General features: G+C 45.5%; 11 protein-coding genes. 5 read left to right on the plus strand and 6 right to left on the minus strand.

Translation table 11 applies throughout. From position 1 onward, the window contains the following. Window positions 1-106 precede the first annotated feature (106 nt). A complete protein-coding gene (rfaE1, locus tag H6G03_RS01050; protein ID WP_190461179.1) occupies window positions 107-1,141 on the plus strand; it encodes a D-glycero-beta-D-manno-heptose-7-phosphate kinase in 1,035 nt (344 codons plus the stop codon). Window positions 1,142-1,271: 130 nt separating this feature from the next. Here rfaE1 and H6G03_RS01055 read toward each other — a convergent pair whose 3' ends face one another. Further along, entirely contained in the window at window positions 1,272-3,053 is a 1,782-nt protein-coding gene (locus H6G03_RS01055; RefSeq protein WP_190461180.1) for a CapA family protein, read from the minus strand. Between the two features lie 82 nt (window positions 3,054-3,135). Between H6G03_RS01055 and rfbB the strand changes: the two genes are divergently transcribed. From rfbB to H6G03_RS37105, 3 genes are all read left to right on the plus strand, one after another. Beyond that, entirely contained in the window at window positions 3,136-4,251 is a 1,116-nt protein-coding gene (gene rfbB, locus H6G03_RS01060) for a dTDP-glucose 4,6-dehydratase (RefSeq protein ID WP_190461182.1), read from the plus strand. Between the two features lie 166 nt (window positions 4,252-4,417). Further along, window positions 4,418-6,850, plus strand: coding sequence for a spermine/spermidine synthase domain-containing protein (locus tag H6G03_RS01065; protein ID WP_190461184.1), 2,433 nt, complete (start codon window positions 4,418-4,420; stop codon window positions 6,848-6,850). A gap of 274 nt (window positions 6,851-7,124) precedes the next feature. Then, on the plus strand, window positions 7,125-8,066 hold the full coding sequence (locus H6G03_RS37105) for a pentapeptide repeat-containing protein (protein WP_199315076.1): 942 nt from the start codon (window positions 7,125-7,127) through the stop codon (window positions 8,064-8,066). Between the two features lie 34 nt (window positions 8,067-8,100). On the opposite strand, the gene H6G03_RS01075 is transcribed toward H6G03_RS37105, so the two are convergent. The 3 genes from H6G03_RS01075 to rpaB form a co-directional block, all read right to left on the minus strand. After that, on the minus strand, window positions 8,101-8,640 hold the full coding sequence (locus H6G03_RS01075; RefSeq protein WP_190461186.1) for a DUF456 domain-containing protein: 540 nt from the start codon (window positions 8,638-8,640) through the stop codon (window positions 8,101-8,103). A 6-nt stretch (window positions 8,641-8,646) separates the two neighbouring features. Further along, window positions 8,647-9,315: a cofactor assembly of complex C subunit B gene (locus tag H6G03_RS01080; protein WP_190461188.1), complete on the minus strand. Its 669-nt coding sequence runs from the start codon at window positions 9,313-9,315 to the stop codon at window positions 8,647-8,649. 94 nt (window positions 9,316-9,409) lie between these two features. After that, window positions 9,410-10,144, minus strand: coding sequence for a response regulator transcription factor RpaB (gene rpaB / locus H6G03_RS01085; protein WP_190461190.1), 735 nt, complete (start codon window positions 10,142-10,144; stop codon window positions 9,410-9,412). Between the two features lie 175 nt (window positions 10,145-10,319). Between rpaB and radA the strand changes: the two genes are divergently transcribed. Beyond that, a complete protein-coding gene (radA, locus tag H6G03_RS01090; RefSeq protein ID WP_190461192.1) occupies window positions 10,320-11,882 on the plus strand; it encodes a DNA repair protein RadA in 1,563 nt (520 codons plus the stop codon). Between the two features lie 238 nt (window positions 11,883-12,120). On the opposite strand, the gene H6G03_RS01095 is transcribed toward radA, so the two are convergent. Continuing rightward, the gene (locus tag H6G03_RS01095; RefSeq protein WP_190461194.1) at window positions 12,121-13,599 is read right to left on the minus strand and encodes a mechanosensitive ion channel domain-containing protein; all 1,479 of its coding nucleotides are present in this window, start codon (window positions 13,597-13,599) and stop codon (window positions 12,121-12,123) included. Between the two features lie 194 nt (window positions 13,600-13,793). After that, complete coding sequence (locus H6G03_RS01100) at window positions 13,794-14,540, minus strand: creatininase family protein (protein WP_190461196.1); 747 nt, start codon at window positions 14,538-14,540, stop codon at window positions 13,794-13,796. Window positions 14,541-14,684: the final 144 nt, after the last annotated feature.

Raw genomic sequence — 14,684 nt, forward strand, 5'->3', positions numbered from 1 at the left:
AATTTATTCTCCCACTCCCCCACTCCCCCACTCCCCCACTCCCCCACTCCCCCACTCGCCCGCTCGCCCGCTCGCCCACTCCCCCGTTCTCCCTCTCAACATGGACATGACGCCAAATTCTTCTTTTCTAGAACAGTTGCGCTCGTCTTCTGAGCGATTGATGGATTTATTGGATTGTTTCGATCGCTCGCGGGTGCTGGTGGTGGGAGACTTGACTCTCGACGAGTTTCTCACCGGTCAGGTGGAGCGAATTTCTCGCGAAGCGCCTGTGTTGATTATTCGTCACGAAAATACTCAACAAGTGCCTGGGGGTGGAGCTAATGCAGTCTATAATCTGGCCAAACTGGGCGCTCAGGTGAAGGTTGCCGGACTGGTAGGTAAGGATGACCAGGGACAAGCGCTGCGACGCATCTTTGAGACTGCTGGGATAGATACGGCGGGAATTGCGATCGATCCGGTGCGCCCAACGGTGACTAAAACTCGCATTTCCGCACACGCTCGCCAGTCGGTAACGCAGCAAATTGTGCGGGTCGATCGCAAATCTGACGATCTGCCGGATGTCGATTTGCAACTGCAACTGACCGATTATATCCGCTCTGTGTTGGATACGGTGGATGCAGTGGTTTGTTCGGATTACGGGGATGGGGTTTTTACTGAGCCTGTGATTGAAGCGGCCCTCTCTCACTCGCGGACGATCGTCGATGCACAAATAAGTTTAAAAAGATACCAATATGCAACCGTATTTACACCTAATTTACCGGAGGCGGAACAGGCGGTAGGGTATGCGATCGCTTCTCCCTACACCTTGTCTCAAGCTGGACGCGATCTCCTCGATATGACAGGCGCAAAGCTAATTTTGATTACTCGTGGCGAACAGGGAATGAGCTTGTTCGATCGCTCTGGCAACGAGCAACACATTCCTGCATTCAATCGCACGGATGTGTTTGATGTTACAGGTGCTGGCGATACGGTAGTGGCAGCCCTAACTTTAGCTTTGAATGCGGGCGCTTCGTTTTGGGAAGCAGCAGTTTTAGGCAATTTGGCGGCTAGCATTGTAGTGCGCCAATTCGGTACGGCGACAACGACGCCGGATGAGATGAAAGGTGCTTTGCAAGCGCTACTGGATGAATCTGCTAAGTGAGTGGGGGAGTGGGGGAGTGGGGGAGTGGGGGAGTGGGGGAATACATCTTTTCCCTCTTCCCTGTTCCCTCTTCCCTGTTCCCTCTCCCCTCTTCCCTAACCCCGACGCCCTAGCCCCTAGTCCCTAGCCCCTAATCCCTAACCCCTAGCTTAGAAATTTTGCCGTTGCTATCGATTTTAAGGGGTGTGTTGGGAAAATCTATCTTGGTGAGATTGCGGATTAAGTGTACGCTGCGAAACTGTTTATCGGGGTAGGGAATGCCTCTGCGATCGAGCTGCACTGGAATAATTCTGCCAGAAACAAAATCACCTTCCGGGTTGACTTGTACTTCTAAAATTAGAGATTGTCCTAACGCTCCCCAGGTGGATAAGGATTTGTATCCGACAAAATTACCGAGAGAATAGGCAATCAATTTTCCTTTATATAATTCCATCGCTCTAGCTACGTGGGGGCCATGTCCTAGCACCAAATCTGCGCCATTATCGATCATCGTGCGAGAAAAGAGAAGCACATTACCTCGATTCTCCCCGTAGAAGTTTTCCTGACGGTTTTTGACGTGCATAGCGCCCGTACCTTCCGCGCCAGCATGAAATGATATCACTACAACATCGGCATTTTTCTTTGCTTCTAGTACCAGTGCTTTTGCTGAGGCAATATCGTTGACAGAGTTATGCAGAGGCAAGTGACTGAAAGCGATAAAACCAATGCGAATGTTTTTCACATTCATATAAGCAATTTGATTTTTCTTGCCTACAGGTGTCATGCCTGCATTTTGGATATTTTTCATCGTGTCGGCAAAACCAACGGTCGAGAAATCGAAAGAATGATTGTTGGCGACACTTAAAACATCAAAACCAGTTTCTTTCAAAAGATTGGCATAGGTTGGTGGGTTGCGAAAGGCATGAACCATTGCACGGCTGGTATCTTTGCTGGTTCTAGGATAGTTAGTCAGTGTACTTTCAAAATTGCCAAATAAAATATCGGCTCCTTGCAGGTATGGTTTGACATTTTGAAATAGCTGTTTGACATTACTGGGCAACCGATTGTTGGGAAAGTTGCTTCCAGGAACAATATCCCCAACAGCTTTAATAGTGATAGTTGTGGCGGCATTTATGGAGGGAGGCTCTGTAGTTGGAATAGCCGGTAAATTCTGAATGGGGGCGGCAACAGAATTAGGTTGGACAGAAGGTTGTGGCTGGGTTTTTATGGGAAGCGATGGAAGTTTTGGAGATGTGTTGGCAGCTGGTTTGTTTGCTGCTGGTGAGGAAAGTGGAGATTTTATCGGCGGCGGCGGAACTGTACCTATTTTCTGGTTGGTTTTGGGAAGGGGTTGAAGTTTTGCAGAAGTTTCAAGTGCTTGTTCCTGTGCAGGCGTGGCTGGCTGGGGGGTGGTAGGAGCTTGGGAGTCCATTTTGGCTCTGACGACAAAACCCACTGCTGCAACTAGAACCCAACAAATACTACCCAACAAAAGCAAAGGAATCTTTTTTCTATATTTTGTTTTTATCTTGACCGGTTTATGCTTTGGGTGCGGGTCGGCGGTGGGGGATAGAGGTACAGTGGGAGAGGTAGTTGAGGTGGAATCTGGTTGCTGTAACTCAAGCAACTCTGTCCAAGTAGGCCATTTTTGGTCGGTGCGTCGCCCATAGATCCGCACAGAATCAATATACTTGGGGTTGAGGCGGGCGATGCCATCGTATACGAAACGGACGCAGGAGGCTTGATTGGGTACTCGATCGGCTACCAACACGATATGCAGGCAATTTCCTTTGGTTTTTGCGATCGCTGTTAAGCCTTTTTTGGATACAACTTGGTTGATTAAGGTGGCGATCGCATCGGGGTCGCCCTGTTTCGCTAAGGATAAAACGCTTTGTTGAGTCACCTGAGTCACCTGTTTCACCTGAGTCACCATAAGTCTCCTCACACCAACTGATAGACTTCCTTATAATACGGCTGACAAAAGTTTAAACCGGAGCAGGTAAAAATTTCAGAAAATGACAAACTCTAGGAAAGAAAATAACGATCGAGTACCCCGACGATTGCTGGTAACGGGTGGTGCTGGGTTTATCGGCTCGAATTTCGTGCATTACTGGTGCGAAAATTATCCCGACGATCGGGTGGTAGTTCTCGACGCGCTTACTTATGCAGGAAATCGTCGCACTTTGGCAGCTTTGGAGGAACGACCAAATTTCCGGTTTGTGGAGGGGAATATATGCGATCGCGCCCTCGCCGATCGATTATTACAAGCAGAAAAGATCGATACTGTTGCCCATTTTGCCGCTGAATCTCATGTCGATCGATCTATTTTAGGCCCTGGTGCGTTTGTCCAAACCAATGTAGTCGGTACTTTCACCCTGCTGGAAGCTTTTCGACAACACTGGAATATTACCGCTAACTCCGCCGTCAACGAGGGGGAACAACAATACCGCTTTCTCCACGTTTCCACAGATGAAGTTTACGGTAGCCTTGGCCCTAACGATCCGGCCTTTACAGAAACGACACCTTATGCTCCCAACAGTCCTTATTCGGCGTCCAAAGCCGGTAGCGACCATTTAGTTCGCGCCTATCACCACACCTACGGTTTGCCGACAATTATCACTAATTGTTCTAACAATTACGGCCCCTATCAGTTTCCCGAAAAGCTGATTCCGCTGATGTGTATTAATGCTTTAATCGGCAAAAATCTGCCGGTTTATGGAGATGGTCAAAATGTGCGCGATTGGCTTTTTGTGATAGACCATTGTCGTGCTTTGGATGTTGTTATTCATCGCGGCAAACCGGGTGAAACTTACAATGTTGGGGGAAATAACGAAGTTAAAAATATCGATTTAGTGAAAACTTTGTGTCAGTTAATGGATGAATTATCTCCCGATTTGCCTGTGCGTCCTTGCAGTAATTTGATTACCTTTGTGAAGGATAGACCGGGACACGATCGCAGATATGCGATTAATTCTACTAAGCTGAAAACTCAGTTGGGTTGGACTCCTTCTGTCACGGTTGAAGAGGGTTTACGAAAAACGGTTGCATGGTATTTAACTCATCGCGATTGGTGGGAACCATTGCTGTCAGAAGAATATCAGGCTTATTATCGGCAGGTTTATGTTTCTTAGCAGAATATCCTCAGTTACAATTAGGGGAAATCTAGATCCAGATCTGGCGCTTTGGTCGATCGCATCCTATACTCATATAGATTGGTGAGTAATTTGCTAGATACAAAAGCACGAAGCAATTATTTGTTTGTTTTTGTTTGCGATTGAACTTAACAGTGTGAGGAGTATGAACGCAGAAGTCACGGTGAAGAGAGAAACTTATGCAGGGTTATTTGCGATCGCACTCGCAACTTTGATGTTTGAAATCCTGCTCACGCGCATTTTCAGCGTGACGATGTGGTATCATTTTGCTTTTATGGCTACATCGGTAGCGATGTTCGGGATGACATTAGGCGCAGTTTTGGTATATTTGTTGCCCAACTATTTTACTAAAGAACGAGCAAAGTTTCATTTAGCTAGTACTTCTTTACTGTTTGCTATCTCGATTGTTATTAGCTTTTTAGCACATATAAATATTCCGTTCGTTCCCAGCTTGTCGATCGAAGGAATAGCTTCACTAACTTTAACATATATAGTAATATCAATACCATTTTTATTCAGTGGAATTTGTATATGTTTGGCTTTGACAAAATTTCCTCACCAAGTTAGCAAACTTTATGCTTACGACCTTGCTGGTGCATCGCTTGGCTGCATCCTCCTCGTATACATTATCGGCATCACCGATGGGCCAACAGCAGTAATTATAGTTGCTTTTCTTGCTAGTATCGGTGCTATTTTATTTGCATCTGATGCGGCATCAAAAAAACTCATACAAATTGCTTTAATATCTACAATTTTACTCGGTTCCTTTGCTGTAATTAACACAATTTTGGTAAATCAGCAATCTCCTTTACTGCGGTTAATGTGGGTGAAAGGAAAGTTTGAATCAGCACCAATCTACGAAAAGTGGAATTCTTTTTCTAGAATTACTGTCAGCGAAGATAGAGACCCGGAACATCCCTTTGGTTGGGGGTTTAGTGCAGTTGTTCCTTTTAAGGATAAAATCGAAGAGCGAGTATTAAAAATAGATGCTAGCGCTGCTACGGTTATCACCAAGTTTGATGGGGATTTCAGTAAATTGGAATATCTAAAATACGATATCACCAATTTAGCTCATTATCTTCGTAAAAATGCCAAAGTTTTGGCGATCGGCAGTGGCGGCGGTAGGGATATACTTTCGGCTTTATTGTTTGGACAAAAGTCGGTTTTGGGAGTTGAAATTAATCACGATATCATCAACGCCATAACTAAAAAGTTTGGTGATTTTACCGGACATTTAGATAAAAATCCTAAAGTTACTTTTGTAGCTGATGAAGCACGTAGCTACATTGCTCGATCGCAAGATAAATTCGATCTAATTCAGGTTTCCTTAATTGACACTTGGGCTGCAACTGCATCGGGTGCATTTGTACTATCAGAAAATTCACTTTACACCATTGAAGGTTGGAAAGTTTTCCTAGAACATCTCACCGATAAGGGTATTTTAACTCTATCCCGTTGGTATGTGGGAAATAATCCGGGTGAGATGTATAGGTTGACTGCTTTGGCGACTGCTTCCCTGAAAAAATTGGGAATTGAAAATACACGCGATCGCATCATCATTGTCAGGCGAATGTTTGGCGGAAACGAAAATGAGGCGACTGGTGTGGGCACAATGCTGGTAAGCAAACAACCATTTTCCAAACAAGATTTGGATACCCTGCAAAAAGTTGCTAAGCAAATGCAATTTGAAATCGCACTCAGTCCGCAATTTGCTATAGATAATAACTTTAAAACAATTGCCGATGACAAAAAACTCGATGAATTTGTAGCTAAATTTCCTCTCAATATTGCGCCACCCACTGATGACAGTCCCTTTTTCTTTAATATGCTGCGCCTGCGAGATGCCTTCAATCCAAAACTCTGGTATCAGGAAGCTTGGAGTTCTAACCTGAAAGCAGTTGTAATTTTGGGCGCTTTACTCATAATTGTGGTAGTGCTGACATTTCTCTGCATTATTGTGCCGCTGCTTCTTACCACAAAAAAGGCGATTTTAAAAGATGCTTTGCCACTTTCCCTATTTTTCGCTGGCATAGGTTTGGGCTTTATGTTGGTAGAAATTTCCCAAATGCAGCGATTGATTGTCTTTTTGGGACATCCGACTTACGGACTATCTGTGGTGCTGTTTTCCTTATTGCTTTCCAGCGGTTTGGGAAGTTATTCCACCCAAAAAGTCAGCACTCAAGGTATGGTAAGTGCAGCAACTTTACGGCTGTTTTTGCTGTTATTTATTCTATACGTATTTGGCAGATTTACTCCTCATGCGATCGCCCTATTTGAGAATGCCACAACAACCGTTCGCATTCTGGTAGCAACAGGCATCCTTTTACCCTTGGGTTTCTTTATGGGAATGGCATTTCCCCTGGGAATGCAGATAGCATCTAAAAAGTCTACCGAATTAACGCCTTGGTTGTGGGGAATTAACGGGGCAACTTCAGTTTGCGCCTCTGTATTGGCAGTGGCGATCGCCATTAATTCGAGCATATCGGCATCGTTTTGGACTGGTTTTACTTGTTATGTAGTTGCTGTTATTGCCTTTGTTTGGGCAAGTCGAGATAAGGGTGTAATTGGAAAAATTTGATTCCGGTTTTTTTACCGATACTCTTGACAAATGTCAAAATATTTGGTCATATCTAGTTGAGATATTTATATCGTGTCCGGTTGCATCGGTAGTGTAAAACTGATACGAAGGATTATTTGTGGGAGTCGGCGGTTAAATTTTTACCGCAGATGTAGGCAGATAAACGCAGATGAACGCAGATAAGAAGTCAGATAAGAACGTATTTTTTTATGCAAACGATGCAACTGGATATGATATTAATCAATACCATAAAAACTGGAACTTATAATTAGCGATGAAAAACTGGAAATGTTGGTTAAAACTTCAAACGATCGGCAGTGTCGCACTCTTGAATGTTTTGCCGTCACTGTCTCCAGTAAATGCTTTTAATGCTTCGCAGGTCAAACAACTGCTGCAAACAAAAGAATGTTCGAGATGTGACCTTAGTGGGGCTAACCTGAGCGGTGCTGACTTGAGTTTTGCCATTCTTACGGATGCTAATTTAACTGAAGCTAATCTGCAAAATGCGAATCTCAGTCAAGCGGATCTCAGTCGCGCTAATTTAAGTAAAGCTAATTTGAGTCGGTCGAATTTGAATCGCGCTTATTTAATGAATGCGAATTTAGATGACACTAATTTGTCAGGTGCTTCTGTGCAGGGAACAAGAGGTTTGCCAATATTTCCCATCGCCAACATTCCCACTCTCAACTTACCACCTCTCAGGTTATCGCAGAGACGATCACCACCTCTCCCATCTTTAAGATTACGTCCTATACCACCTCCACCACCTCCCCCATCTTTAAGATTACCTCCCATACCACCTGCACCAGTTCTCCCACCTCCTCTGCGGCTTCCTACCGCAACACCCGTTCGCATAGCGCCATCTCCTGTATCGCGACAAGCGACAAGCGCTCAAATATCGCCAAATTGGCGGCTCCCAGAACGGGATGTTTCGGCATTACCGTCACACGTAGCGGAAGTTAATAGATACTTCGTCAACCGTTGGAAATCACCTGCTAATTTGACGACTAGCTTGGTGTACACTTTGGTATTGAATAACGATGGATCTATAAGGCAGATTATTCCGCACGGAAAAGTAGACGAAACTTATTTAGACAGAACGGAAATGCCACTTCTAGGAGAACGATTTGTGTCGCCTTTTCCGTCAGGGGAAACTAATAAAATTCGACTCATTTTGATGCCAGGAGGTAGAGTATTTACGTTCCCGGAGCCTTAAACGATCGGTGAGTAGTTTTTCGCGATCGCTTCCGTTAGTATCCTGCGATCAGCTGAGGTAAAGTTTGCCACAGAAAGACGATGACAGCTGCGATCGCTAATATTCCCTGAATCAAACGCCCCACGACCGAACCCACCACAATTCCAATTCCGGCTCGAAATGCTTGTTTGAGTCTCAGACTTGTCTCCAATTCGCGCTGATAGAGAAACTCGCCAATTATCGCTCCCAGTAGGGGCCCAAACAAGATACCTATAATTGGCCCCCCAAATGGCAGCGCTGGTAAAAGACCTAAAGTGGCTAATATTAAGCCGACGATCGCACCAATCTGCGCCCAATTGCTCGCGCCTGCGCGTTTGGCTCCCAAGTAGGCGGCTAAATAATCAATGCCGATGCTGAGGAGGAAAACTACGAGGGAAACTCCCAACGCCCAGTAGACTCCGGTCGTAAAGCCGTTCACAAGTCCCCAAATTACAACGCCAATTACAATCAAACTGGAACCTGGAATACCGGGAACTATAGCGCCGATGACGCCAACAACCATCACAAGAACGAGCAGCCAGTACAGAATTTGCATAGTCTTTTAAATCTCAGCTGGTGTGACATCATTACTTAAATTAGAGCTGAGGCTTACTTCTAGTTTGTCAGCAATTCCAGCAATCCAGGTTTCATCTTGTTTGGTATAACTACGGGGCGCATTAGCTCCCAAAATTAAAGCACCCTGTTTACCTATTGGTTGGCAGATGACACCTTGAGTATTTTCTGGTAAGTAATCAAACTCTATTCTGCCTGGATAAAGCTTCAGTTCCACCAAATAAATCGGCTTTTGCTTTGACAGCACGCGCTGTAAAATATCTCCCGGCTTTACTTCTGAGTTTGGGCCTAAAATTCCCCGCCGCAGCAGCACTTTACCTGCATACCAAACGACAAGCGATCGCGTCGCGGTATTGGTAAGTAACAAATGTGACGCCCACGCCAACTCGGTTTTCACCGTTTCTGGCAAAGAAGGTGCCAGTTCCAAACCCTCTTCGCCAATTAGTCGGACAGCATCGGGCGATCGCGGTTGTACTTGTTGCCATAGTAACCCTGTCAGGATCAGCAGGGCGCACAAAATTACGCCCAGTACATCCGAACGAGCTTGAGAAGCCGTCAATTCTGGCGTCATCAAGCGGTTCAATACCAGCAAAGCGCTTGCCAACACACCCACAACGATCGGCAACCGCCGCAATACCTGATTATTGTCCTTTGTCATGTGTCAGTTGTCAGTTGTTAGCTGTCAGTTGTCAGTTGTCAGTTGTCAGTTGTCATAAATACTTCCCTAATGACAAATGACAAATGACCGAGAACTACTTGCCATCCTCACCGGGCTCAATTATCCGCTGAAACAGATAACCTGTACCCCGCGCCGTCAAAATCAGCTCTGGATTGCTGGGGTCATCTTCCAACTTCGCCCGCAGTCGCGAAATATGAACGTCAACGACTCGCGTATCTACATGGCGTTCTGGAGTATAACCCCATACTTCTTGCAAAATTTCCGATCGCGAAAACGCTTCTCCAGAACGGCTGACTAACAGTTCCAGCAAGCTGAATTCCATACCGGTGAGGCGAATGCGCTCATCGCCTTTGTAGACTTGTCGCTTGTTGGTATCAATTTTGATATTCGCCACATGGATAACACCAGAGCTGGGAATCCCTGAGCCTCCGGTTTTGTCCACCCGCCGCAGCACGGAACGGATGCGAGCTTCCAACTCCTTGGGAGAAAAGGGTTTGACAACGTAATCATCGGCTCCCAGCTCCAGACCGGTGATGCGATCGGCCACATCTCCCAAAGCTGTTAGCATTATGATTGGCACGTCGGATTCTTTTCGCAACTCTTGACAAACGCCATAGCCATCTAGCTTAGGCATCATCACATCCAGAACTACCAAGTCGGGAACAGCGTTACGAAATGTTTCTAAGGCTTCTTCGCCGTCGGCAGCTGTAACGACATCGTAGCCAATCATTGACAGACGAGTTTCCAAAATTCTGCGAATGCTGGCTTCATCGTCCACCACCAGAATTTTTTCTTTATGGCTTTCCAAGTTTCTCAATGCTCCTTAATTTGTAGCGTTTCCGAACATTAATTTTTAGTACCATTACATTAAAATATTACCCCATCTCAGTCGGTTATTTAAGCCCGAAGCTCTCACCGCGATTGGATTTCAAGCTTTTTTAAGATTTACGAGCCTTGTTTTAGATTCTTTAACAAAATATACAATGGCAAAATCACGAACTCTATACATTTGCAATCAATGTGGGGCAGAGACTTCCCAATGGTTCGGTAAGTGTCCGGAATGTGGCACTTACAACTGTCTGGAAGAGCAATTTACGTCGTCTGCACCAGCAGCAGGCCCGGTAAGGGTAAATTGGCAAGGTGTTGGCCGATCGAATCCCAAATCCGCTCCAAAACCCGCCAAACCACGAGCTTCTCTCACTTTTCCGGAAATTGTTGACGGACAGGAGGAGCGCTGGTTCTCCGGTTATGAAGAACTCGATCGCGTGCTGGGTGGCGGTATTGTCCCAGGTTCTTTAGTACTGATTGGCGGCGATCCGGGAATTGGCAAGTCCACGCTGCTGCTTCAGGTGGCCAATCGCCTGTCTTGCCAGTATCGCATTCTCTATGTCTGCGGCGAAGAGTCGGGCCGACAGGTGAAATTGCGGGCTTCTCGGTTGGGGGTTAGCGTGAGCGATGAGGAAAATGAGGGAGCGGGAGCGGGGGAGAGCGGGGGAGAGGGGGAGAATGTTGCTTCGGAAAATATCCAGGAAAAAGTTGATGGTGCTAATTTATACGTATTAGCGGAAACGGATCTGGAAGAAATTCTCAAGGAGTTGGAATCGCTCAAGCCTCATGTGGCGGTGATTGACAGCGTTCAGACTATCTATTTACCGAATTTGACTTCCGCAGCAGGCTCGGTAACCCAGGTGCGGGAATGTACTTCGGCGCTGATGCAATTGGCGAAGCGGGAGGATATTACGCTGTTGATTGTGGGTCACGTTACGAAGGAAGGCGCGATCGCAGGACCGAAAGTTTTGGAACATTTAGTAGATACGGTACTGTATTTTGAGGGCGATCGCTTTGCCTCTCACCGCTTGCTTCGTTCTGTGAAAAACCGCTTTGGCGCTACGCACGAAATTGGCGTGTTTGAAATGGTAGACCGAGGACTGCGAGAAGTTTCTAACCCTTCGGAATTATTTTTGGGGAATCGCGATGAAGTGGTTCCCGGAACTTCTCTTGTGGTTGCTTGTGAAGGAACGCGCCCGATTGTGGTAGAATTACAAGCTTTGGTAAGTCCTACCAGTTACGCTTCTCCCCGTCGATCGACTACTGGTGTTGACTATAACCGACTGCTGCAAATTCTGGCGGTATTGGAAAAACGGGTGGGAATTCCTCTATCTAAATTAGATGCTTATGTTGCTTCTGCTGGTGGTTTGAATGTGGGAGAACCGGCGGTAGATTTGGGGATGGCGATCGCAATTGTCGCATCTTTCCGCGATCGCATTGTCGATCCGAGTACTGTTTTAATTGGGGAAGTGGGGTTGGGCGGACAAGTTCGCGCCGTTTCCCAGATGGAATTGCGCTTGAAAGAAGCGGCAAAACTGGGTTTTAAGCGTGCGATCGTTCCTAAAGGCCAAAAGTTTGGCGAATTGGGGTTAGAAATTATACCCGTGGGAAAAGTGATCGATGCGATCGTCGCTGCTATGCCGCCTCAAAGTGGTGGGGATGGTGATTATGACGATGAGGATGAGGATAACAATGAAGATGAAGATACGGAGGAGTAATTTTTAACCGCAGATGCACGCAGATAAACGCAGATAAGAGTTCATCTGCGTTTATTTTTTTGCAATCGCACTTGCAATTTTTATTTTTTGGTAGTATTATGTATTTGTGGGAAAATGTGCGCTCATATAAACCCCTTCTCAGAATATGTAGATATTGAGGACATCCGAGTGCTAAAGCTGATGGGGATGTCCCTTAAATGAACTCAAGCTGACTGTAAAACAGCTTGGTAAGCATAACCTATTGCAGATTAAACAGATTTTTCAGACGTTTCCGCATCCAATCAATCGGATTTTTATCATCTTCCTCCTCATTTACCAATCCCATTTCCCGCAGCTGCTTTTGTCGCTGCGCCAACTCTTCTTTATGTTTGCCTAACTCTTGCACAATCACATCGTACAATTCCGGCTGAGACTGCAATGTTTTTTCAAAACCCTTCTTAGTAATTGCAAACAAAATAGTATCTTCAACACCCCGAACTGTAGCCGTGCGGGGAATCCCCAACATGAGGGCAAGTTCTCCCAAAAATTGTCCTGTAGTAAGCGTAGTAAGATGTTTGTTAATCTTGGCAACAAAAACTTCTACGGAACCGGAAAGTACAATATAAAACGCATCACCCGGATCGCCTTCTCGAAACAAAATTTCCGAGGCTGCCAATCGTTTTCTATAGCCGACCTCAATCAATTGACGCAATTCTAAATCTGTAAAATTTTGGAAGTAAGTTACTTGGCGCAGCAAATCTTTAATCGCTAATGGCCTAGCAATTTGGGTAGCTAATTGTGGCTTAACAAATTGAGGAACATCTCCGCCATCTTCTTGTTTTTCTGTATCTCTTACTGCTAACGATCCCATCCCATTTAATACTTCGGGATTGCGGAGCCACAAATCCCTCTGAGGGAAGGGAATATGGATTCCTTGCTGGCGGAAATTATAATCGATGATGAAATTTAAAGAACTTTTAATCGTAATTCTGTCATCAATTCTATTTACCCATACCCACAGGAGAAAATTTAAACTATTATCGCCAAATCCCAGAAACAAAACTCTGGGAGGCGGTTCCCGTAAGACTGCCGGTTCCATATAGGCAGACTTTAACAGCGTTTCTGTAACTAACACCGGGTCGCTTTCATAGGCTACCCCAATCGGGATATCAATACGACCCATAAAGTTTTCATAACTCCAGTTGAGAATCCGGTTATTAACCAGTTCGCTGTTAGGAACTACCACATCTCCACCAGGAAATGTCCGGATAATCGTAGAGCGAATCGAAATCTCTTTGATATATCCCGACATTCCATCAAATTCAATAAAATCTCCCAGCTTTAGTTTGCGTTCTACCAGTAAAGTTAGACCCGACACAAAGTTTTTCGTAATATCCTGCAAACCGAAGCCAATACCAACGCCCAAACCGCCGGCGATGACCGCCAAAGAAGCAATATTAAAACCACTGGTTTGCAGTACAACTACAAAGCCTAACGTTGCCATACCATAGCTGATAATTGTGGAGATTGCCTCTCGATTTCCCTCATCAATCCCCATTCTGGTCAGCACATATTTCTTGAGGAAATTCTTGAGAGCCCGAGTCAGGAAAATGACCGCCAGTATGCAAAGTATTAGTTTAACGATCGAACTGAGCGATACAGAAGTTCCGCCGATTTCTATGGGCGCTGTAACTATGTTATATGTGTAGCTAAATAATTGCTTTAAGAATGTATCCATGATATCGCTCTCTCTATAGGAAGTTATCTACAGGTTAGCCAAGATAAAGCCGTTCGCTAATGTAAGCATTAATTGTGAGCGAGCGATCGGCAGCAAACAAGCCATTGACAAAATTCAGTTTTTTTGTATTGATTAATAACCGATTGCATCAGTGTAGCTTTATTAATTGCCATATAGCCGATCGCATTCACTTTTCAATCAGCGCTCAAAAATTCCAGACACCCGTTACTTAAATCTTTTACCGCCAAATCATAAAACTGCTTCCCATGTTCGGGAGTTGCCAAAGCAGGATTAGAACCCATGCGTCCGTCTGGGTAGTGGCGACGAAAGTCAGCCGCACCGTAAATTGGGTAACCGCGTCCCACTTCCGGTGACAGAGGCACTTGTTTAATAGCTTCCGGATAAACATACTGAGTCAAAGCCACCTCGCTGGGAGTCGCGTGAGTGCCTTCCTCGTTACCGTATAACTCCTTTGCCAACTTGTAAACGCTGGCACACATATACCAATTGGCCACCTGACACCGTACCTGGTGGGCATTAGGAAAATTTAAATCTGCCAAATAAGCGTAAGTCTCGGAAAAAGCCGCCTTCAGAGTAGCAACATTTCCTCCGTGACCGTTGATAAAGAAAAATTTAGTAAACCCAGCCTTAGCCAAACTGCTGATGTAGTCGCGAATCACCAGAATCATCGTACTGGGTCGCAGAGAAATCGTACCGGGAAAAGAAGTGTGGTGCAGTGCCATCCCCACATTAATTGTAGGGCCGACCATAACGTCGATCGCATTCCCCACCCCACGGGCAACAGCTTCCGCACAAATCGCATCCGTGCCGATCGACCCAGTTGGGCCGTGTTGTTCCGTCGAACCAATCGGAAGAATAATACCCTGCGATCGCTCCAGATAAGCTTCCACTTCAGGCCAAGTACATAAATGCAGCAGCATTGCCCGGTCAAACTAAAGTATAGACTTCATACTAACGGGGTTAGCCAGTCAGACGCCAGTCTGCAATTGGCATCTCGATCGTATTGGAATTTGCCTTTTTCTTTACCATAATTTCGCATCGTTTAATTTTTATGCGATTTCGCC

The organism is Aerosakkonema funiforme FACHB-1375 (assembly GCF_014696265.1).
In the GTDB taxonomy this organism is placed as follows: domain Bacteria; phylum Cyanobacteriota; class Cyanobacteriia; order Cyanobacteriales; family Aerosakkonemataceae; genus Aerosakkonema; species Aerosakkonema funiforme_A.